This is a genomic window from Flavobacterium hydrophilum (assembly GCF_003202405.1).
Classification (GTDB): domain Bacteria; phylum Bacteroidota; class Bacteroidia; order Flavobacteriales; family Flavobacteriaceae; genus Flavobacterium; species Flavobacterium hydrophilum.
On sequence record NZ_QJHL01000001.1, the window covers coordinates 366069 to 388833 of the forward strand.

Here is a 22765-nt window from a genome sequence, read left to right on the forward strand (position 1 = left end):
ATAAACTAATGCAATTTTAAGATTTGTGTTTTTGTTATGATTTGATTATCAAAAAGTTATGTTTGAGATAGGAAATGTTTTGGCAAGAAATCAAAAAATACACGTCAGAAAATATAAATTTTACCTATTTAAATGTTGTATTTTAAACAATTATTTTGTTGAATTCAGAAAATCAATTAGTTGCTGAGTCGCTTTTGCACGATGACTGATTTTATTCTTTATTTCAGAAGCAAGCTCAGCAAATGTTTCGGTATAATTTTCAGGCTGAAAAACGGGATCATACCCAAAGCCATGATTTCCGGTTTTATCGAAAGTGATATTTCCTTTTGCAATTCCGGTAAATAAATGTTGAGAACCATTTAAATTTAATGCAATAACGGTCTTGAACTGTGCGCTTCTGTCTGACTCCTCTTTTAATGCCTCCAAAAGCTTATTCATATTGTCATTGGAATCTTTGTGTTCTCCGGCATACCTCGCAGAATAAACACCAGGCTCTCCGTTTAAAGCGGTCACTTCTAAACCGGTATCATCTGCAAAGCAATCATAACCGTATTTCTCAGTTACATAATTTGCTTTTAGAACAGCATTTCCTTCAATTGTATCTGCAGTTTCAGGAATTTCTTCGTAACAGCCAATTTCTTCCAGACTTAATATTTGTATAGATCCGTTTAGAATGCTTTGAATTTCTCTGATTTTATTTTTATTGTTTGATGCGAAAACGAGTTTCATAGGATGATTTTTTTAAAATAATTTTTTCAGTGATAAAGATGAAACTAATGCCAATGGTGTAAGCCATAATATCTGTCCATAAAAAGCCTTGTCCTAAAATATACTTTCCAAAAAGTGTTTTTCGAACTGCAATAATCCAGTCTTCCTGATAAAGCTGAAAGAATTCAATACTGTAGCAGATAAGTAATGAAATAAATGCACTTCGAATCGATTTATGTTTAATGAGAAAGATTCTTGTCAAAATATAAATCATAACAGCATAAAGAAAATCTCCAAAACATAAAGGAATGAAATCAATTTTTCGTGAAATAATTCCAAGAAAAATGATCCCCAGGAATAGGAGAAAATAATATAGTCTGTATTTTTTCAAATCGGATTTTAGTGAAAACAAAAATACAAAGATTCTCATAGGTTTGCTTTATTTTATAAATTTATCAATTCTATAAAACTATCCATTTAAAAAACAACCTTATGAGTTCAAAATTTTCTGTTTTATTTTTAATGATTTTAAACTTATTTATTACTGATAATAAAGTTTATTCTCAAAATAACGTTAAGAAACAGCTCGAATATTGTGCAGCACAAGCTTCAAAAACCTTAAAAATAATTCCGGATGACGGTACTTTGCCCAGAGCTGTTCTAAATGGTAATAAAGAATGGAAATTTATAACTTATAAAGACTGGACAAGTGGCTTCTGGCCTGGAGAACTGTGGTATTTGTATGAAGCAACCGGAGATAAGAAATGGAAAACAGAAGCAGATAAATTCAGCAGGTTTTTAACGCCTTTATCAGTAAGTAAAGCAAATGATCATGATTTGGGCTTTCAGATTTTTAATAGTTTTGGAAACGGATATAGGTTAACAAAAAATAAGGAATATAAAGATATTATTCTGAAAACGGCAGATACTTTAGCGACGCTTTTTAATCCCAAAGTGGGTACAATTCTATCATGGCCTCATCATAAATCTGAGGGTCATAATACAATCATCGATAATATGATGAATCTGGAACTGCTTTTCTGGGCTTCTAAAAACGGAGAAAATAAAAAATTATATGATATTGCCGTTAAACATGCCGAAACGACAATGCAAAATCATTTCAGACCTGATTTTTCTTCATATCATGTCCTTATATATGATTATGAAACCGGGAAAAAAATAAAAGGAATTACGGCCCAGGGGTATCGTGATGACAGTATGTGGGCACGTGGTCAGGCTTGGGCTATTTATGGATTTACAATGGTTTACAGAGAGACAAGAGAGGAAAGATTCTTAGATTTTGCGCACAAATTAGCAAGAATATATCTGGATAGATTAACCACAGAAGATTTAATTCCGTATTGGGATTTTAATGCGCCCGGAATTCCCAATGAGCCAAGAGATGCATCTGCTGCTGCAATAGTTTCTTCGGCACTTATTGAATTGAGTTCGTTTACAAAAGATGAAAAATTAAAAACAGAATATTTGACAAAATCTAAAAAGATGGTACAGTCGCTTTCAGATAGTTATCAAAGTGGAGATGTCAATTCGGCATTCCTGCTTCATGCTACCGGTCATAAACCTGCCGGAAGTGAAATTGACTGTTCTATCAATTATGCAGACTATTATTATTTGGAAGCGCTTTTAAGACTTCAAAAGTTGAAATAATTTGTTTTATTTTTACAAAAAAAATACATTAAATTACAATAGAATATGATTATAGATTCGTTAGAGAATGCGGCAAAATATGAAGTTTTGCATCCATCATTCAAAAAGGCTTTTGATTATTTACGTGAAAATGACCTGCAAAATCTTTCAGCCGATTTTAAGCATGAAACGGAAGGAGTGAAATTTTTTGGATTTCAGGGTAAAGGAAAAACAACAGAAGAGAGCATGGCAACTTTTGAGTGTCATGATAAAAATATTGATATTCAGTTTTGTATTAGTGAAACTGAAACTTTTGCATGGAAACCAAGAGCAAATTGTAAAACACCAAACGGAGGTTATAATGAAGACAAAGATGTACGTTTTTTTAGTGATGCACCGGATATGTTTTTTCAACTAAAACCAAACCAGTTTGTAATTCTTTTTCCGGAAGATGTTCATGCTCCTATGATAACTGATGGAATGCTGAATAAAATTGTAATAAAAGTTGAAATATAATTGGGTTCAGTTTGAAGAAATACCTTAACAGCTAATCTAAACCAAAAAGATGATAAAGAAAATAACCAAAATTTCATTTTTACTGCTTACCGTAGTATTATTGATAAGTTGTAAAAATACAAAGCAAAAACTTCAGGAATATGTTAGCACTTATAATAATGAAGCGTCTAATTTTAAAAGTGATAATGTAACGCTTACAACGGCAAGAGGATATATAAACGACAATAAAATTGAATTAAGGTTTGAAACAGATTTAGAGCAGAACAAATCAAACAAAAAAACGGCTGAAGAAAATTTTCCACTTTTATTGAAAAAAAAACTTAAGAAGGATCAGGCTTTGATGGAATTAATTGAAGAAGGTGTTGTATTTCATGTTTATTTTTTGGCTGACGATAATACAGTTTTCTCAAAAGAGGTAATCAATAAGAAAGAAATAAATAAATTTCTATAATTTTTAGAAATATAAAAACAAGATTTTAAAAAGAAAAAAACAGCCTCTTTAATTGCTATTACTGAGGCTGTTTTTTTTATATGTTTTTACCTTTCAAAGGTTGTTAGTCCTATTCTTACATAATTAATTTGTTTTCAATTGGTTAGCTAATTTTGATTTTCGATTAATGTTGTTTTTGTGTTAATATTTTATTATGTTTGAGTTAAAAATCAAGCAAATTAACCTAAAACCTAAAAAATTATGATTAAAATTACTCAAATCGCATTTGCTTTTGCCGTTGTATTATTGCTGGTAAGCTGTAAAAATACTAAGCAAAAAATCCAGGAACACGTAACAACCTACAATACTTCGAGTTCTATAAAAGGGTCAAATATTACCAGTACGAGCGCTAAAGCATTTTTAAATGATAATAAAATTGAAATAAGAATTGAGACAAATCTGGAAGAAACAGATGAAAACAAAAAAACGTACAGCGATTCATTTCCTGATTTGCTGAAAGTAATGATTGAAAATAATCAAATTTCTAAAGAATTAATAGAAGAAGGGGTGAAGTTTGATGTTTATTTTTTAGCTTACAATAATTCTATTATAGCAAAACAAGTAATTGGCCAGGAAGAATTAGCTGCTTTAACAGGTTCTGGTGGCACAACAGATAAAAAAGTGACAGCAAAGCTTTAATTTAGTTCGGACAGCTAAAATATAACGAAGCCTCTTTTGGAATTAACAAAAGAGGCTTTTTGTATTTAATTTCGTTTGATAACATTTTTTAAGTTATCGGGGAAATATAATTCTGAAAGATTAGTGAATTCATCGCCTCTCATGAATATATTGATATCAACATTTGCAAAAGAAGTTTTTCCGGCTGCAGCCAAAAGTTCGTTAGCGGCATGAAGTGTATTTTTATGAAAATGATATACGCGTTCAGATTTATCGGTAACAACCAAACCTTTCATAAGCATTTTGTTCTGAGTAGCAACGCCTGTAGGACATTCATTATTATGACAGCGTAAAGCCTGAATGCATCCAAGTGAAAACATAAAGCCACGCGCGCTGTTACACATATCCGCACCTAAAGCAATCGCATGCAGTATAGAATATCCGGATATGATTTTTCCGCTTCCAATAATGCGTATTTTATCACGAATGTTTAATCCGGCCAAAGTTTTGTTTACGAAAATTAAAGCTGGTTCAAAAGGCATTCCAACACCATCTGCAAATTCTAACGGAGCGGCTCCGGTTCCGCCTTCGGCGCCATCAACGGTAATGAAATCCGGATAAATATCTTCGGCAATCATTTCATGACAGATAGCTTCAAATTCTGCGGTGTTTCCAATACATAATTTAAATCCGATTGGTTTTCCGTTTGATAAATCTCGTAATTGTTTGATGAAATGAATTAATCCTTTTGTATCAGAAAAAGCATGATGGCCGGGAGGAGAAAGAATCATTGTATGAGGTTCTACACCTCTGATTTTGGCAATCTGTACTGTGTTTTTAGCAGCAGGAAGAACGCCTCCGTGACCTGGTTTTGCACCTTGTGAAAGCTTAATTTCAATCATTTTTACGTTTGGGAGATTGGCTTTTTCAGAGAATTTTTCAGGACTGAAATTTCCATTTGCATCACGGCATCCAAAATATCCCGTACCAATTTGCCAGGTGATATCGCCGCCTCCGGCAAGGTGAAACTCAGTTAATCCTCCTTCTCCTGTATTTTGATAAAAATTACCTTTTTTAGCACCAATATTGATGGCACGAACTGCATTTTCGCTTAGCGAACCAAAACTCATTGCAGAAACATTAAACAAAGAAGCTGAATATGGTTGCTTGCAGTCTTTTCCGCCAACTAAAACACGAGGTAATTCTTCGTTAACTTTTGCCGGAAAAATAGAATGTTTAATTCCTTCGTAACTATCTGTGTTTAAATTTTGTTGTGTTCCAAAAGGCGTACTGGAATCTATATTTTTAGCTCTTTGATAGACTAATGAACGCTGGTTTCTTGAAAAAGGTTTTCCATCTGTAGATCTTTCAATAAAATATTGCTGGATTTCAGGTGCAATCATTTCAAATAAATATCTGAAATAACCAAGAACAGGAAAGTTTCTTAGAATAGCATGTTTTTTCTGAACCGAATTAAAAATTCCGAGAACTAATAAAATAGGTAAAATAATTAATAACAAAAAGCCAAGTTTGAAATAATAATAAATGGCTGCAACAATTAGAAACAATAAGAAGCCGTAGATAAAGAATTTTTTTCTCATGTTTATAAATCTTTAAAAATGTAATAATTTGAAATTAGTTGAATCTTAACCGTACATAAACATGTTTTATGCCTTTTTTGTCTGATTCTCTTTCATCTATTTCGAGAATGTCGGTTAACGATTTAAGCATCGGGGTGAGTTTTGAGAAACCATAATTTCGAGGGTCGAATTCGGGTTTTTTCTTTACAATTAAGTTTCCAACATCACCTAGAAATGCCCAGCCATCATCATCTTCAATGTCTTCAATCGTGGCTTCAATAAGTTCGATAGTAGCAGCATCGATTTTTGCCAAAGCTTTAGCAGCTGGTTTTTCGACAGGTTTTTTAGAATCTGTTGCTGTAGCAGGTTTTGGTTTTTTCTTTTGAATTGCACCATCCAAAACCTCGATATATATAAAACGGTCGCAGGCCACAATAAATGAGTTTGGGGTTTTCTTTTCGCCAATGCCAATTACTTTCATGCCGGATTCTCTAAGGCGAATAGCTAATCTCGTAAAATCACTATCGCTGGAAACGATACAAAAACCATCTAATTTTCCAGAATATAGCAAATCCATAGCATCAATAATCAATGCTGAATCAGATGAGTTTTTTCCAACCGTGTAACTGTATTGCTGAATAGGTGTTATAGCGTGCTCGAGTAAAACGGCTTTCCATCCGTTAGAATTTGGTTTAGTCCAATCGGCGTAAATTCTTTTTGTTGTTGGGGTTCCAAATTTTGCAATTTCTTCCATCATGCCTTTTACATTGCTATAGGGAACGTTGTCGGCATCAATAAGAACGGCTAGTTTAAGCTCTTTAGTATTCGTTAAAGCCATTATATCAGGTATTAAGATTTTTTGTATAAAGTGTTTTAAAATTAATAAAAAATAAACAATTAAGAGGGGTAGTTCAGAATTTATAACAACTTTAATTTGTTAGTCTATTTAAAATAAAACTTATATTTTACGAGGAATTTACTTCAACTCTGAGAACTTTACCTTAAAAGTTTATTAAAGAGACGTTTTGAATCCGAATCATGTTTTAAATTATTATGATACCATAGAATAAATTTTTATTTTTGCTCGCTGATTAAATTAAAATTATTACTACACTATTATATTATGGTAAAAGATTTATTCGAAAGAATTCAGAACAATAAAGGACCATTAGGAAAATGGGCTTCACAGGCAGAAGGGTATTTTGTATTTCCAAAATTAGAAGGGGATTTAGGACCAAGAATGAAATTTCAGGGGAAAGAGGTTTTGAACTGGAGTCTAAACGATTATTTAGGTCTTGCAAACCATCCGGAAGTTCGTAAAGCAGATGCAGATGCTGCGTTACAATTTGGTGCTGCAGCTCCGATGGGTGCGCGTATGATGAGTGGACATACTAATTATCATGAACAACTAGAAAATGAACTGGCTGCCTTTGTAATGAAAGAATCTGCTTATTTACTGAATTTTGGTTATCAGGGAATGGTTTCGATCATTGACGCATTGGTTACCAGAAATGATGTTATTGTATATGATGTAGATGGTCACGCTTGTATCATTGATGGAGTTCGTTTGCACAGTGGAAAACGTTTTACGTACAAACACAATGATATTGAAAGTATGGAGAAAAACCTGCAGCGTGCTACCAAAATAGCTACAGAAACAGGTGGAGGAATTCTTTTTATTACCGAAGGTGTTTTTGGAATGCGCGGTCAGCAAGGAAAGCTGAAAGAAATTGTAGAAATGAAAAAGAAATACAATTTCCGTTTACTTGTAGATGATGCACATGGTTTTGGTACTCTTGGAAAAACAGGAGCAGGAGCAGGCGAGGAGCAGGGATGTCAGGACGGAATCGATGTTTATTTTTCTACATTTGCGAAATCGATGGCTAATATTGGTGCTTTTGTAGCTGCTGATAAAGATATTATCGATTATTTAAAGTATAATTTACGCTCTCAAATGTTTGCTAAGGCATTGCCAATGATTCAGACTATTGGTTCTTTGAAACGTTTGCAATTATTGCGTGATAACCCGGGATTGAAAGATAAATTATGGGAAAATGTAAATACTTTGCAAGGTGGTTTGAGAAGTAAAGGATTTAATATTGGAGATACAAATACGTGTGTTACTCCGGTTTACCTTGAAGGAAGTGTGCCAGAAGCAATGGTAATGGTGAATGATTTAAGAGAGAATTATGGTATTTTCTTATCGATTGTAATTTATCCTGTTATTCCAAAAGGAATGATTTTATTACGTGTTATTCCTACAGCCTCACATACATTAGATGACATTGCTGAAACATTGACTGCTTTTGAAGCGATTCGTGAAAAATTAGTAAATGGGACATACAAAGAAATTGCCAGCAGAACTACAGTTGACTTAGATGCTTAAGTTATATTGTTATATGGGAATTATATAAAAAAATCCACTCCTGATACGAGTGGATTTTTTTTTATTCAACTAATTTTATAGGAGTAAACAGTAAAAATAAAAAAATCATGAAAAAAGTATCAGCAATATTAATCGTTATGGTTAGTGTTTTGTCCTGTAAAAAAGAAACAACACTACCGCCTCCACAAATAACTCCAAGTGCTCCTAAAGAAGCTGAAATTGTAGAACCTGCCGGAGATCAGTGTTATACCTGGAATGCACAAGGAAGTGTTGTTAAAATGAGTTTTAATGTAAATTCTCATCAAGAAGTAAACGGAAAACTAAGTTATAACATAGCAGGAAAAGATAAAAACGAAGGTACTTTGATTGGTAATATGAAAGGGGATACATTAATTGCTGATTATACTTTTGCATCGGAAGGCACAACTTCTGTGAGGGAAGTCGCTTTTCTACAAAAAGACGGAACATTTATCGAAGGATACGGGCCATCTACGGAAGCAAATGGCAAAGTCAGTTTTACAGATAAAAAGACCTTAAAATTTGATGCAAAAAATACGCTTCTAAAAGTTGATTGTGCGGAATAAATTATAATTCTAAAATAAGTAACAAAACGCCCGAAAGATTCGGGCGTTTTTGTATTATAAATATTCTGATGTAGTTTTAATTCTACATAAACGGTAATATTATTCGGCTGAAAAGTGTCTGCTTTTTGTGGTATAAAAATTAAATTTGCATCTGTTAAAGCAATGTAAATTAAGCATTGGCGGAAATTTAATATGGATAAATTAAATGATGTATATGAGATTACCTCTGATGATTTTGACTCGGTAAAAGATATCATTTATGAATCTAAACTAATTGATGAGAAACTCCTTAATTTAGAAAATGCTGTGTTGTTTATTAAAGATAAATTAAGCCGGAATAAAGCAAAAATTTTTGTCAAAAAACATCAGGATATAGTAGTTGCTTTTGCCGTATTGCATTATAAAATAAATCCATTGGCTATTCTCGAATACAATTGGCATATCTCATATCTCTATGTTAAAACAGATTTCAGAAGAAAATCGATTGGAAGAGAAATCATGACGGAATGTTTTGAAAATGCACGGATAAACAATGTTAAGCATATTTCATTAAATACTGATACCGAAAATTTTGCGGCACACCAGCTTTACGAAAGTTTCGGTTTCATCAGAAAAAGTTTTATTTCAAATTATTATTACTATGAAATTAAATTATGACAATATGATGTTTCATAAATGGAAAACATTCAATTAAAATTAAGAATAAAATAAGTTTCAGACTAAATGATAATAAAATTACTTAAAAATTATATTAAAAATTTCACCCAGTTTTCTGTCGAAGTAAAAGTTCTGGCTGTGACCACATTTGTTAACAGGCTTGGAGCAATGGTTGTACCATTTCTTTCTAAATATATGCTCGAAGAATTGCACTTTAGTTATAGTCAGATTGGTTGGGTTATGGTTTTTTTTGGTACTGGTTCATTTATAGGAACCTGGATTAGTGGTAAATTATCAGACAAAATAGGTTTTTATAAAGTAATGGTTTTTAGTCTTTTTACGAGTGGTCTGCTATTTATTCTGCTTCAGTTTCTAACTACTTTTTACAGTTTTTGTTTTGGAGTTTTGCTTCTCACAACAATTTCGGATATGTACAGGCCGGCAATGTTGGTTTCATTAGATACATACGCAGATAAAAAAGAGCGAACAAAAGCAATATCCTTAATTCGTTCTTCGGTTAATTTAGGTTTTATGTTTGGGCCTTTGATTGGTGGAATTATTATTACACTTTCAAATTATAGTTTTTTATTTTATATAGACGGTCTTACCTGCATTTTCAGTATTTTATTATTTTCTTTTTTTGTAAAAGAGAGAAAGCTTCTTTATAAACTTAATGCATTCAAATACTTAAAAGAAGAAAATTCATTACTGGAAGACAAACCTTTTTTAATGCATCTGGTAGTTACACTCATAACCGGTATATTATTTTTTCAAATGTTTACAACCTTGTCTCTTTATTACAAAGAGGTTTTTAACTTTACCAGTATCGAAAGCGGCTTGTTTTTAGCTTTAAACGGAGTGATAATATTACTTTTTGAACTCTCAATAGTATCTTTTGTAGAATCACGAAATATCAATAAACTTTTAATGGTTTCTTACGGTATTCTTGCGATGAGCATTAGTTATTTATTTTTATTGATTGATCATAGTGTACCGGCCTTAATTGTAATGATGATATTTATGACAATTGGTATCATGCTGACTTTTCCGTTTGCAAATTCATTTGTAAAAAAGAGATCTCTTAAAAAACAGGAAGGTAAATTCATGGCTGCTTTTACAATGAGTTATAGTGTTGCTCATATATTAAGTACCAAATCGGGGATGGCAATTATTGAGCAGTATGGTTATAAAGTAAACTGGATATTTTTATCCTGTCTTGGCTTTGCAGGTTTTATTTTGGCATATCGACTGATCTTTATTGTAAAAAAAGAAAAAGAGCAAATTAAAGCTAAAATTATTCAATCGTTATTTTCTGAATCTAAAGTAGATTAAGGTAAAAAATAAATAAATTAAAGGCATTTAATATTCAAATCAGAAGACAAATGCAATAAAATAAAAAGCTTATTGAAATTTACTTCAATAAGCTTTTTTATCAAGAAGATTTACACCGCAGGGTTATAAAATTATAATTTGCCTGAAATCTCTTTTTTGTATTTGTTTAGTAAAGCTCTGGTCAATCCTAAATTTGCTTTAGTAGAATCTACTGCTAAATAGATAAAATATTCATTATTTTCTGAGATATCAATGATGTGAAATTGATCTGTAAGCGAAATCATGATTTCGTCAATTGTCTGAGATAATCCTAATGCATTTATTGCATTTAGCTTTGCTTTAACTACCTCAAGATTAAAGGCAGAAGCCAATTCAGGATCAAAACCTGCAACAGCAGAATTGCTGTAATAAGAAATACCACTTTTAATTTCGGTTATGGCAATTGCGATATAACCAGGGACGTTTTTTTTGATTTCATCCCCAAACTGTTGTAAAAAATCTGACATGCTAAAATTGTTTTTAAATTATTATTTATTGAATTTTAAAGCTTCTAAATGCTAAAAAACACTTTTAATCTTTTTTGAACGATCCACTACATAAGAAACTAACCATGCAATTTGACCTTCTTTGGCGAAATATATTTTTTTTGATTTTAAATTCGGTATACTTTCCAGACTGGCTATCAAAATAGTATTAGCAGCAATTAAATGCCTTTGACTGTAGGTGTTTATAACTTTATCAGCATTTTTATTGGTTTTAGCTAAGTTTTCGTATACAGTAAAATTGTTTTTCAAAATGGCATCATAGTCAATAATATCTTGTAATTCTAATGGAACAAAGTGAGTATCCTCATTATTTTTGTTATAAAAAAGCGTAGTAAAAGCCCAAAGAGCACCGCCGGATAAATAAATTTTCTTTTTATTTAGTGACATGGGTTTAGAGTTTAATACATCCTTTATCTTTTCTCTTAAAACAGGAGCGTATTCGAATGCTTTCTCTTTATAAACAGATAAACTATTGATTTGACTAGGAATTACAATAGTCTTATTTATGGTTTCTGTCAATGTAATTGTTCCGTATTCCAGATTTAAAGGGAAGAATTTAAATTTATTTTCCAATACATTTACATATCCTCCTTTTGTATTACCTCCTCCAATATCCAGAATTAGGGCATCACCATATTCCGTTGGTGGTATTGATCCTTTTAAGAGCATTTTTCCTTCAGTGTCAGCATCAATAAAATCAAGATCTTTGTTGGTTAGAGATTTTACTTTATTTATTAAGACCTCAGTATTATTTGCCATCGCTACTCCGGAAGAGCCAACAATAAAAATATTTTCATCAGAAACATTGTATTTCTTTTTGATGGTCAGTAGATTTCCGTATACTACATTTACGGCATTGTTAATATCCTCTTGAGCAAGACTGCCGTCGATAGAAATATTTTTTGCTATACCAATATTTTCAGTCCAAAAAGCGAGTATGGTATAATCTCCCTTTTTGATATTATTTACATCAATTACTGAAAACTTTATTCCTTTACTTCCAATTTCTATTCCTGCATAAATATCTTTTTGGGCAAAAGATTTTAAAGAGAAAAAAAGAATCGTGATTAATAGATAATATAATGACCTTGTGTGCATTGTACTTTTTGTTAAATACTTATTTATTGAGTTTTTTTAAATGCAGGATATCAGTTAGTCAAGTAGTATTAAAAATGCAAATTTCACTATTAATAGCAGAGAAATTTGTAGTCGATCAATTAATCTTATGTAGAATTAATTCTACAATCGTTTGCTTTCTTTATTTTGTAGTTTTGATAAGTAAAATGATTCTAAATAATATGTCTGATTTTAGAATTGGATTCTACCTTGCTTTATTAAGCTGATGGGATTCATTTGAATTAAATATTTATTTTATAATTCAAGAATCCTTGTATCTAAAGTAAATCCTCAGATTTTTTAAACATAAAAAAATATAAAACGATTTTGAAAACTTAAAACCCGAAAATTCCGTATATGTAACAAAATTCAATTACTGTAAATGTTTATGCTGAAATCCATTAGTAATAAATAAAATTTTTATTAATGATTAATTAAAATTATCGTAACAGACTTAGTAATTAAATTGATGATTTATAATAGAAATTTGCCAGATTAAATCAATTAAAATTTTGAGATCGTAAATATAAATTAAGACAAATTTGCGCTTCAAAATTATTTTAGCCCCATGAAAAATAAATTTAAAGTTTTATTAGTTGACGATCATAGCGTAGTGAGGCATGGCCTTTCTTTGTTATTACAAAGCATTTGCAAAGAGGTAGAAATCACTCATGCTGATAGTTTTGAAGATCTTATAAATAAATTAAAAGAAAGTCAGGATTTGATTTTTTTAGATATCAGTATTCCAGGTGGCAATAGTACAAAAATGGTTGAAGAGATCAGGTTAAATTATCCTGACTTATTGATTATGATGTTTTCCGCTTATGATGAATCGCATTATGCATTACGTTATATTCATGCCGGAGCCAATGGCTTTTTAAATAAATATAGCAAAGATGAAGAAATTATTCAGGCTATAGAATCTGTACTTAAAACGGGTAAATATATAAGCAACGTTGTAAAGAATAAAATTGTTGAAAATGCTTTATATAATCTCCCTGTAAATCCGTTAGAAAAATTGTCGGAGAGAGAAATCGAAGTAGCGGAACTTCTGGTAAGCGGTGATGGAAATATCGAAATATCGAATAAGCTAAATATTCAAATGACAACTGTCAGCACTTTTAAAAGTAGAATTTTTGAGAAACTCGGAATCAATAATGTTGTTAAATTAATTGAGATTTTAAAAGTCTATAATAATTAATTTTGTATTACTATTATTGAAAAAATACACATTTAATATCTTGTTTGGATTTTATGAAACCATCTGTAAAGATAATTTTACTGTCAATTCAAAAAGCGAATAATCAATAATATAGTTATTTGAAGTGGACGAAGCCGTTATTGTACATTGTAATCCTCGTAAAATTTTATTCTTTCGCCCATTAGAAACATTTTTTTCTTAAGAAAATGAATAGAAAACTGGCTGTACATCCATTCTTCGCTGTCTTGTGTTCTGTACCAAAATGTATACGAAGCACTGTTGAAACCTTCTTTACGGATGGCAACACCTTCCCAATTGCATTCTATTCCCCAATTTATTTTTTTCTTGGTCATATCATCATATTGTATCACTCCAGTTCCGTCTTCATTTAAAACGGTGCTTGGCTCTTTTTTGTCTGGAGGCAGGAATGTACCGGTAATATGGTAAGGAAGGGTAGTGGTAATATAATGTTCTTTTGATTTATACATTATTTGATCAACCTGAACTTGTGAATGTGATTTTATAGTAACAAAAAATAAGATAAAAAGGAATGCTTTTAGGATTTTCATTTTACGTAGATTTTAGGTTTTGGAACTTTTTATAAAAATGGGCATTTCTTTGGCTAATATACTTTAATTTTTACAAGAAAATAAGCATTCATTTTTGAATTTAACTTAAACGTTAAACTCAAAAAAATAATTATTTGAAAAGAGACAATCATAAAAAAGCCTCAGCAATATCTGTTGCTGAGGCTGTCTGTATAATGAAAACTAAATTTAATTCTTCTCAATCCATTTTCTGGCATTGATAAAAGCTTCATGCCAAGGAGTATATTCGTCGTTTCTGTCTTTTGGATAATGAGCCCAGTTCCATTGGAAAGTCGAACGCTCGATATGAGGCATAGTAACCAAATGTCTTCCGGTCTTGTCACATAGCATTGCTACATCGTAGTGAGAACCATTAGGGTTTGCAGGATATCCTTCGTAAGCATATTTTGAAACGATATTGTAGTTTTCTTCACCCATTGGCAAATTGAATTTACCTTCTCCGTGCGAAACCCAAACGCCTAAAGTTGTTCCTGCTAATGTAGACAACATTACCGAATTATTCTCCTGAACTTTTACAGAAGTAAAAATACTTTCGTGTTTTCTACTATCGTTGTGAAGCATTTTTCCGTGAACTTCGTGTTCCGGATTAATTACTTCCAATTCCATAAACAACTGGCATCCGTTACAGATTCCGACAGATAAAGTATCTTCTCTTTTAAAGAATTTATCCAAAGCTGTTTTTGCTTTTTCGTTGTATAAAAATGCTCCCGCCCAACCTTTTGCAGAACCTAAAACGTCTGAGTTAGAGAATCCTCCAACAGCACCGATAAACTGAATATCTTCCAAAGTTTCACGGCCTGAAATTAAATCCGTCATGTGAACGTCTTTTACATCAAATCCTGCCAGGTACATAGCGTTTGCCATTTCACGCTCAGAATTACTCCCTTTTTCACGGATAATAGCTGCTTTTGGTCGCGGTTTAGAATTGTCAATTACAGGCGCTTTTCCAGTAAAATGTGCAGGGAAAATATAATTTAAAGCCTGATTTTTATAGTTTTCAAAACGTGCTTTAGCAGTTCCGTTTTTAGATTGTTTTTGGTCTAATAAATAAGAAGTTTCAAACCAAACATCTCTGTAGGTTGGAATATCCAATTTATAAATTCCAAATTCCAAAACTGCTGTATTTTGTACAGAACCTAATTTGAAAAATTCGATATTATTAGCATTCAATTTAGCTTCAACAACTGCATCAGATTTCGCCTGGAACACAATTCCGATGTTTTCTGAGAAAAGAATTTTTAACAAATCTTTTTCCGCGAAAGCGCTGAAATCAATTTTTGCTCCAAGATTTACATCAGCAAAACACAATTCTAATAAAGTTGTGATTAAACCACCGCTTCCGATATCGTGACCTGCTAAAATTTGGCTTTCGCCGATTAGTTCCTGAATAGTATTGAATGCATTTTTGAAGAAAGAAGCGTCTTTAATTGTAGAAGTTTCTTTTCCGATTGTATTTCTAATTTGTGCAAAAGAAGAACCTCCTAATTTGAAATCATCCTGAGACAAATTGATATAATAAATTGAATCTCCGTTTTTCTGTAAAACAGGTTCAACTACTTTTCTAATATCTGTACAGTTTCCTCCAGCTGAAATAATAACCGTTCCCGGCGCAATTACTTCGTCATTTGGATATTTTTGTTTCATCGAAAGTGAATCTTTTCCTGTCGGAATATTGATTCCCAATTCGATTGCAAATTCTGAACAACCTTCAACTGCAGCGTACAAGCGAGCGTCTTCACCTTCGTTTTTACAAGCCCACATCCAGTTGGCAGACAATGAAATTCCTTTCATTCCGTCTTTAATTGGCGCCCAGATAATGTTTGATAAAGATTCTGCGATTGCATTTCTAGAACCGGCAACTGGATCAATCAAGGCCGCGATAGGGGCGTGCCCGATAGAAGTTGCAATTCCTTCTTTTCCTAAGAAATCCAAAGCCATCACACCAACATTGTTCAACGGCAATTGTAATGGTCCGACATTTTGCTGTTTCGCTACTTTTCCTCCAACACAACGGTCAACTTTATTGGTCAACCAGTCTTTTGAAGCAACCGCTTCTAAACGTAAAACGTCTTTTAAATATGATTCAAAATCTGCTGTATTGTAAGCAACATCAGCATATTTTCTGTCGATTGTTTTGTCGTTCATAACCGTTTTTGGAGAACTTCCGAAGAAATCTTCCAAAGCATAATCCATCGGTTTTGAACCATTTGATTTTGATTGGAAAGTAAAACGGTGATCTCCCGTTACATCTCCAACCTGATACATTGGCGAACGCTCTCTGTCGGCGATTCTTTGTAATATATCAATATCTTTTTGACCAATAACCAATCCCATTCTTTCCTGAGATTCGTTACCGATAATTTCTTTTGCAGAAAGTGTTGGGTCTCCAACTGGTAATTTGTCCAGATCGATCAAACCTCCAGTTTCTTCAACCAACTCAGAAAGACAGTTTAAGTGTCCACCCGCACCGTGATCGTGAATAGAAACAATTGGATTATTGTCACTTTCTACTAAACCACGAATTGCATTTGCAGCACGTTTTTGCATTTCCGGGTTTGAACGCTGAATCGCATTCAACTCAATTCCTGAACCGAAAGCTCCTGTATCTGCAGATGAAACCGCAGCACCACCCATTCCGATTCTATAATTTTCTCCACCAAGAATTACGATTTTATCGCCCTCTTGCGGTTTGTTTTTTATTGCCTGATTTAATTTTCCGTAACCAATTCCACCCGCTTGCATGATTACTTTATCGTAACCAATTTTACGGTCGTTTTCTGAATGTTCAAAAGTTAAAACAGAACCCGTAATAAGCGGCTGCCCGAATTTATTTCCAAAATCAGAAGCTCCGTTTGAAGCTTTGATCAAAATATCCATTGGAGTTTGGTACAACCATTTTCTTTCTGCAACAGCATTTTCCCATTTTCTGTCATCCTTCAAACGAGAATAAGAAGTCATGTAAACCGCAGTTCCAGCCAATGGCAATGAACCTTGACCTCCTGCTAAACGGTCACGAATTTCTCCTCCGGAACCTGTTGCAGCTCCGTTGAAAGGCTCAACAGTGGTTGGGAAATTGTGTGTTTCGGCTTTTAAAGATAAAACAGAATCAAATTCTTTTATTTCGTAAAAATCAGGTTTATCTGCCGATTTCGGTGCAAATTGCTGCACTTTTGGTCCTTTTACAAAAGCAACGTTGTCTTTGTAAGCAGACACAATATCGTTAGGATTTTCCTGAGATGTTTTTTTGATTAATTTGAAAAGAGAAGTTTCTTTTTCTTCACCATCGATTACAAAAGTTCCGTTGAAAATTTTGTGACGGCAGTGCTCTGAATTCGCTTGAGAGAAAGCAAAAATCTCAGAATCCGTTAATTTTCGGCCTAATTTAGTCGAAAGATTGTTTAAGTAATCAACTTCTTCTTCGCTTAAAGCTAAACCTTCTACTTTGTTGTAAGTCGCAATATCTTCAATCTCCAAAATTGGTTCCGGCTGAATGTTGATAGTGAAGATTTCCTGATCTAATTCGTTGAATTTTTGAGAAAGCATAGGATCAAAATCAGTAAAATCCTCCGTTGCCGGGTGAAATTCTTCAATTCTGATAATGCCCGGAACACCCATGTTTTGTGTGATTTCTACAGCATTTGTACTCCAGGGTGTGATCATAGTGGCGCGTGGACCAACAAAAAAACCCGTCAGTGCGGATTTTTCGATCTTATTCGAGTCGGCAAAAAGCCAGTTTAATTTTGAAATGTCTTGAGCTGAAATTTCGTTTTGCGTTTGTACGGCAAAAACAGTTTTGCTTTGGTTTTCAAAGAAATGGATCATTGTGATGTGTAGTTTGTTGTATTGAGGTGCAAATTTAGTTTAAATAAATAGTAAGCGCAAATTTGATAACAAACTCTTTTGAAAAAAAAAGACGGGTATTTTTTAACATAATGTAAAGGCACACAGCAGTGCGTCTTTTCGTATGCAAAGTTTTTTTGTTTCACGCAGATTCAGCAGATTGAGCAGATTTTTTTTGGGTAGAGTTATCAATGAATCTGGGTCAATATTTGTTAAATTTTTAATCTGCTGTATCTGCCAAATCTGAGTGAACAAAAATATTTAGTTGATTATTATCTTTTTAATTATAGTTTTTGAATCTCTTGTAATTTTAGCAATATAAATTCCGCTTGAAAGATGACTTACTGAAATTACAGTATCTGTTGCGTTTTGTTTTTCGAAAACTTTTTGACCAGAAAACGAAAGGATTTCTATCGAATAAGGAGAATCAGAATTGTCTAAAACAATATTGAAAACTCCATTTGATGGATTTGGAAAAACCACAATTTCATCTGAAAGTTCCACAACTTCTTCTTCGATTGGTTTTGCCATTTTGCTCGCTAAATTGTTACAGGTGTCTTGAGAGAACGAATCCCATTGTGAACTCAAATTGAAAGTAGTGCTCGGAGAAGTTACAGTCGATTTTCTTCTTAAAGTAACATCTATAGCAAAATTGGCTGTTCCTCCGTTAAAAGTTCCGATGATATCGATTAAAACTCCGTTTTTAAATAAACCTACAGCGTCATTTCCGTTAAAAGTTAATTCAGTTGCCGTTGTTGAAATATTGGCTGAACTTGGAGAAAAACAGCTTGAAGAAATAGAACTGTTTACAATTACAAATTTGCTTCCTGTTGCTAAAGTTCCGCTTAAAGCTAGACCTGTACTCCATGAACCAGCACCATTGGTTTGTTTTTTTATAGTGTAAGCCGATAAACTAACAGAACTTCCGGTGTTGTTGGCGATTTCCAAAGCTTTATTATTTCCTGAACCTTCAATGTATTCAGAGAAAAGCAAATCAGTAGCAGTTCCTGTTCCGCTGCTGTTGGTTGTAACCGAAATTGTATTACTTGAAGCAGAAGTATTTCCGGCTGCATCTTTTGCCTTTACATAAATTGAATAAGTTGTTGAAGCTGTTAAACTCGTAATCGTAGCTGTTGTTCCTGATACACTTGTTTTTAAAACACTATTTGCATAAACATCATAACTAGTAACACCTACATTATCTGCAGATGCGGTCCAGCTTAAAGAAATAGACGTTGCGGTTTTGGTCGTTGAAGCTAAACTTGCAGGAGTACTTGGAGCTGTAGTATCTCCGGATCCGGAAGTTCCGCCCCAAATTTGGTTCACATATTCAGGATGATCGATATATGGATTTCGGTTGTTTTGGCGTGCATAAATCGCATTATTTCTTGCAATTTCTCTCGCGCTTACAGGATCTTGCGTATGCCACGCTAAAAGAACATTTAAGAAAGCGGTCGTAAAAACTTTATTGCCTGAACCGTCAAACATGGCATAAGAATATCCGGCAACGGTATTTTCGTATCGTGTTGCGAAATAAAAATACATTCTGGCAATATCTCCTTTAAAAGCGTTTACCGGTTCAAAAACAGTTCCTGAATATCCGGATACAGAACTTGAACCTAATTTGCTTCCGTTTTGAGAAGTATAAGTTGCTGAATTCACAGTTCCATGTGGATAATTAGAACGTATACCATTTACTTTTCCATCTGTTGGAGTAATAAAATGTGCATCCGCAACCATTGGTGATTGTTCATTAAAAACAGATTGTGGAATGATATGTTCTCTGTTATAGCAATCACCCTCCACTGAATAGTTTCCACATCTTTGAGTCGTTCCGGTTGTATAGTTGTACGGATCTGTTCCTGATGGATTTTCAGAATACATGTCTAATATTGTTCCGTCGTTTTCATAGAAATTATCAACGTCAGAAGTTAAATAAGTGGTGTAAAGACCTGCGTAACCGTTATTAGTATGATCTTTAATAATGTTATACAATTGCGTTTTTAAGGTATAACCGGTTCCTGTTGCCGTGCTGTAATAACCAGAAGGTATTTGAGCAAAACCAATTGTAACAAACATCAATAACAGTAAAAAGTAGTTTTTTTTCATAATTAATAGCTTTAAGATTGGCTTGAATTTGTGTTTTCAAACAATTGAATTTCAATGTTTTAAAATTTTTTATAACAAATCTACTACTTTTATGAATCGAAAACGTTAAGTGATGTTTAATTTTAGATATATTTTCTTACTATTGATTTTTAAAACTAAGTGCTTTTGAGAGATAATATTTTCTTAATCGCTTTTTTATAGTCTTTGTCAAAATTTTTACTGTGATCGTCTTTTACCTGAATTCCGTAATTAAATACACGATTTTTTTTAAGGCCATAAAATAATACCCAATCTTCTCCTGAAACAATGTAACTTTCAATAATATTATATTTGGCATTATATCTCGGATTTTTAATTTCGTCAAAACCAATTATTCGTTTGAAATTATTTGTTTTTGAATTGTAGAGATACAGATTGTAAGTCCAGTTACTTCGTACATCAGAAATATTTTGCACCAAAACATCTTTTATTCCATCATTGTTAAAATCTTTGAATTCAACCTTTTGAACAAGACTAAAAATCGAGTCTTTTATTAAAATTGAGGATTTGTTTTTTACTTTTTGGCTGATAATTAAAATTGAGTTTTTTTCATCGTTGTAGCCATCTGTTTCGGTGTCAAAATTCTTTAGTTTTATTGTAATTCCTTTGTTTTTATAAATAGAATCACATTTAATTGTTTTTGTATTCTGAGCAAATGCATTAATAAAAAATACATTGCAAATGATTAGTGCAAAAGTTAATTTCATAAATCTCAAACTACTTCGGAAAATCTTTACTTTGATAAGCACCCAAATCCGGCGGTGAAGTTCTTGTGTTTCCAATAATATCAAATGGAATGGTATATGCCTGATTCCCTTTCGCAAAAGCGGCAGAAGTTTTATCTATGTTAAGTTTGTTCAGGTTGAGGTTAAAAAACTTCGGATTTTCATTTAAAATAATAGCGTTATAATGCGCTGTATCTGTGCCGAATTGATAGTCAGGATTTGATGTGCTTCCGAATTTCAGCAAACAATTATTTAACTGATAAATAAAAGCTGTGTTAGTATTTTTATCTAAATTGAATTCATTGGTATTCGAACCATAAATGATACAATTGTTAAAAGTAGCCTGAGTCAGCGGATTGGTTTCAGGTGTTGCTCCAGCCAGTTTGTTGCTTAAATTAACAGCAAATTGCTGACCGCCGGACCAGGTGTTGTTAAATGTGCAGTGTGTAAATTTATAATCGCCTCCGTAAACGCAGGATAAAGCTGCTAAGCCGGCATAATTAATAATGATGTTCTCTCCGTTAATTTTTGCATTTTGAGCCAGAATTCCATAATTGGAACAATCGTAAATCTGTGTGTTTTTAATTTGAAAAGTGCTGGCATCCTGATTTCGTATATCCAGACCAATTTTAGCATTCTTTAAGGTGAGGTGATTTATTGAATGATTCGTACTTCCGTCAGCGAAAATAATGGAATTCCATTGTCCGGGAACATCAGAATATTCAGGTTCTAAACGATCGCCTTCAAAAATTACTTCATTCTCTAAGTTTTTAGTTGTTGAAACATTTCCATTAATTTGAAGTTCAGCATTGTTACTTACAAAAAGCCCCGAATTATCATGAAAATGTACTCTCGATCCGGCTTCAAAAGCCACCGTTTTATTTTCAGGAACCCCTGCGTATCCATAAATTACATAAGGTTTGTCATTTGTAAAAAGCAATTGATTTCCGTTTGTTTCGTCATTTTCATCCAGATAAAATCCGTCCACATCTTTACCATCAATCTCAATTTTTTCTTTGGTTCCGTCAGGATTTTGTTTCGGATATAAAAAAACAGCGTCCTGAATCAACGTTACCAGAGCTACCTTTTGGAGATTGGAGCCGCTGTCAAACTGAATTTCATCGGTATATAAAAAATCAACAGGGTTAGCATCTGTAATATCAGCGGTGGTTTCAATAAAAATGTATAAACTGTCTTTGGCTAAAAGCGTAACATTATTAAAAATTTTGCCATTATTACCGTTCATTCCGTCAACGGTCATTCTGTATTTTGAGTTTAATCCGTTCTTAAGTTGAATGGTTGGAATATTAATATCTTCTTTGCTTCGGTTGTAAACTTTTAGGTTGTAAGTACTCGATCCGATATTTTTAAAAACAGTATCTAAATAAACGGTGTCTTTTGAGAATTTTAAATCTCCGGAACTGGCAACGGTATCAAAATCAGTTCGGCACGAACTGGCAGCTAAAAGGATTCCGAAAAGAAAGAGCACAAAATAATGACGCATTTGAATTGTTTTTTTGTAAAAATAACAAAAAACTTACATGGAAAAAGGGATTTTTAATTTTAGAATTGCTTTTTCTAAATTGTGTCTCATCTTTTTATTTAATTTTACGATTTTAAAGCTGATTTTAATGAATTATACAAAAGAACAGATTATAGCGTATTGCAATGAGTTTTCGAAAAATACCTTAATGGAAACGCTAAAAATTGAATACATAGACGCTGGAGAAGATTTTTTGACCGCTAAAATGCCGGTAAATCCTTCTGTTCATCAGCCAATGGGATTGCTGCATGGAGGTGCTTCGGTTGCCCTGGCCGAAAGTGTCGGCAGTGCTGCATCGCATTTTTTTATCAATCCAAAAGAACAGGAAGTACGCGGAATAGAAATTTCTGCCAACCATTTAAAAAGCATTCGCGAAGGAGTAGTTTTTGGAACAGCTCGTATTATTCATAAAGGCAGAAGTCTTCATCTTTGGGAGATTAAAATTACCGATGAAGCCGGAAACCTGATTTCGCTTTGCAAACTGACGAATATGGTTTTAGAGAAAAAGAAAACAGAATAAA

21 protein-coding genes are annotated in these 22765 nt (G+C 32.8%); 10 read left to right on the forward strand and 11 right to left on the reverse strand.

From position 1 onward, the window contains the following. Positions 1 to 150 precede the first annotated feature (150 nt). Together DMB68_RS01650 and DMB68_RS01655 are read right to left on the reverse strand one after the other, a co-directional pair. Positions 151 to 729, reverse strand: a complete 579-nt coding sequence (locus tag DMB68_RS01650; protein WP_110344940.1) for a non-canonical purine NTP diphosphatase — start codon at positions 727 to 729, stop codon at positions 151 to 153. Next, entirely contained in the window at positions 701 to 1138 is a 438-nt protein-coding gene (locus DMB68_RS01655) for a ribosomal maturation YjgA family protein (RefSeq protein ID WP_110344941.1), read from the reverse strand. Before DMB68_RS01655 ends, DMB68_RS01650 begins: the two co-directional genes overlap by 29 nt. A 62-nt stretch (positions 1139 to 1200) precedes the next feature. Between DMB68_RS01655 and DMB68_RS01660 the strand changes: the two genes are divergently transcribed. The 4 genes from DMB68_RS01660 to DMB68_RS01675 all read left to right on the forward strand — a co-directional run bounded on the left by DMB68_RS01660 (position 1201) and on the right by DMB68_RS01675 (position 4000). Then, entirely contained in the window at positions 1201 to 2376 is a 1176-nt protein-coding gene (locus tag DMB68_RS01660; protein ID WP_110344942.1) for a glycoside hydrolase family 88 protein, read from the forward strand. Positions 2377 to 2421: 45 nt separating this feature from the next. Next, positions 2422 to 2871: a YhcH/YjgK/YiaL family protein gene (locus DMB68_RS01665; RefSeq protein ID WP_110344943.1), complete on the forward strand. Its 450-nt coding sequence runs from the start codon at positions 2422 to 2424 to the stop codon at positions 2869 to 2871. A 49-nt stretch (positions 2872 to 2920) separates the two neighbouring features. Next, on the forward strand, positions 2921 to 3322 hold the full coding sequence (locus DMB68_RS01670; RefSeq protein WP_110344944.1) for a hypothetical protein: 402 nt from the start codon (positions 2921 to 2923) through the stop codon (positions 3320 to 3322). A gap of 240 nt (positions 3323 to 3562) precedes the next feature. Beyond that, positions 3563 to 4000, forward strand: coding sequence for a hypothetical protein (locus tag DMB68_RS01675; protein ID WP_110344945.1), 438 nt, complete (start codon positions 3563 to 3565; stop codon positions 3998 to 4000). Positions 4001 to 4065: 65 nt separating this feature from the next. Here the strand turns inward: DMB68_RS01675 and DMB68_RS01680 are convergent, their stop codons facing one another. Then, complete coding sequence (locus DMB68_RS01680; protein WP_110344946.1) at positions 4066 to 5580, reverse strand: FMN-binding glutamate synthase family protein; 1515 nt, start codon at positions 5578 to 5580, stop codon at positions 4066 to 4068. Positions 5581 to 5614: 34 nt separating this feature from the next. Beyond that, positions 5615 to 6397, reverse strand: coding sequence for an NYN domain-containing protein (locus DMB68_RS01685; protein ID WP_110344947.1), 783 nt, complete (start codon positions 6395 to 6397; stop codon positions 5615 to 5617). Between the two features lie 285 nt (positions 6398 to 6682). Here DMB68_RS01685 and DMB68_RS01690 point away from each other — a divergent pair, with 285 nt between their 5' ends. The 4 genes from DMB68_RS01690 (at position 6683) to DMB68_RS01705 (ending at position 10518) form a co-directional block, all read left to right on the forward strand. After that, a complete protein-coding gene (locus DMB68_RS01690; protein ID WP_110344948.1) occupies positions 6683 to 7945 on the forward strand; it encodes an aminotransferase class I/II-fold pyridoxal phosphate-dependent enzyme in 1263 nt (420 codons plus the stop codon). A 107-nt stretch (positions 7946 to 8052) separates the two neighbouring features. After that, on the forward strand, positions 8053 to 8529 hold the full coding sequence (locus DMB68_RS01695; RefSeq protein WP_110344949.1) for a hypothetical protein: 477 nt from the start codon (positions 8053 to 8055) through the stop codon (positions 8527 to 8529). Positions 8530 to 8721: 192 nt separating this feature from the next. Then, the gene (locus DMB68_RS01700) at positions 8722 to 9186 is read left to right on the forward strand and encodes a GNAT family N-acetyltransferase (protein ID WP_110344950.1); all 465 of its coding nucleotides are present in this window, start codon (positions 8722 to 8724) and stop codon (positions 9184 to 9186) included. Positions 9187 to 9252: 66 nt separating this feature from the next. Then, entirely contained in the window at positions 9253 to 10518 is a 1266-nt protein-coding gene (locus DMB68_RS01705) for an MFS transporter (RefSeq protein ID WP_110344951.1), read from the forward strand. A gap of 131 nt (positions 10519 to 10649) precedes the next feature. Here the strand turns inward: DMB68_RS01705 and DMB68_RS01710 are convergent, their stop codons facing one another. Together DMB68_RS01710 and DMB68_RS01715 are read right to left on the reverse strand one after the other, a co-directional pair. Next, entirely contained in the window at positions 10650 to 11024 is a 375-nt protein-coding gene (locus DMB68_RS01710) for a hypothetical protein (protein ID WP_110344952.1), read from the reverse strand. Between the two features lie 51 nt (positions 11025 to 11075). Then, the gene (locus DMB68_RS01715; RefSeq protein WP_110344953.1) at positions 11076 to 12161 is read right to left on the reverse strand and encodes a Ppx/GppA phosphatase family protein; all 1086 of its coding nucleotides are present in this window, start codon (positions 12159 to 12161) and stop codon (positions 11076 to 11078) included. Between the two features lie 586 nt (positions 12162 to 12747). Between DMB68_RS01715 and DMB68_RS01720 the strand changes: the two genes are divergently transcribed. After that, positions 12748 to 13380 (forward strand): response regulator transcription factor, encoded by a 633-nt coding sequence (locus tag DMB68_RS01720; RefSeq protein WP_110344954.1) that lies wholly within the window; start codon positions 12748 to 12750, stop codon positions 13378 to 13380. Between the two features lie 137 nt (positions 13381 to 13517). Here the strand turns inward: DMB68_RS01720 and DMB68_RS01725 are convergent, their stop codons facing one another. The 5 genes from DMB68_RS01725 to DMB68_RS01745 form a co-directional block, all read right to left on the reverse strand. After that, positions 13518 to 13949 (reverse strand): hypothetical protein, encoded by a 432-nt coding sequence (locus DMB68_RS01725; RefSeq protein ID WP_110344955.1) that lies wholly within the window; start codon positions 13947 to 13949, stop codon positions 13518 to 13520. A gap of 207 nt (positions 13950 to 14156) precedes the next feature. Then, positions 14157 to 17810, reverse strand: a complete 3654-nt coding sequence (gene purL, locus DMB68_RS01730) for a phosphoribosylformylglycinamidine synthase (protein ID WP_110344956.1) — start codon at positions 17808 to 17810, stop codon at positions 14157 to 14159. Positions 17811 to 18089: 279 nt separating this feature from the next. Then, positions 18090 to 19937, reverse strand: coding sequence for an endonuclease (locus DMB68_RS01735; protein WP_110344957.1), 1848 nt, complete (start codon positions 19935 to 19937; stop codon positions 18090 to 18092). Between the two features lie 155 nt (positions 19938 to 20092). Continuing rightward, positions 20093 to 20683 (reverse strand): XAC2610-related protein, encoded by a 591-nt coding sequence (locus DMB68_RS01740; RefSeq protein ID WP_110344958.1) that lies wholly within the window; start codon positions 20681 to 20683, stop codon positions 20093 to 20095. Between the two features lie 10 nt (positions 20684 to 20693). Then, positions 20694 to 22205: a hypothetical protein gene (locus DMB68_RS01745; RefSeq protein WP_110344959.1), complete on the reverse strand. Its 1512-nt coding sequence runs from the start codon at positions 22203 to 22205 to the stop codon at positions 20694 to 20696. A 127-nt stretch (positions 22206 to 22332) separates the two neighbouring features. Between DMB68_RS01745 and DMB68_RS01750 the strand changes: the two genes are divergently transcribed. Continuing rightward, the gene (locus tag DMB68_RS01750; RefSeq protein ID WP_110346312.1) at positions 22333 to 22764 is read left to right on the forward strand and encodes a PaaI family thioesterase; all 432 of its coding nucleotides are present in this window, start codon (positions 22333 to 22335) and stop codon (positions 22762 to 22764) included. Position 22765 lies beyond the last annotated feature (1 nt).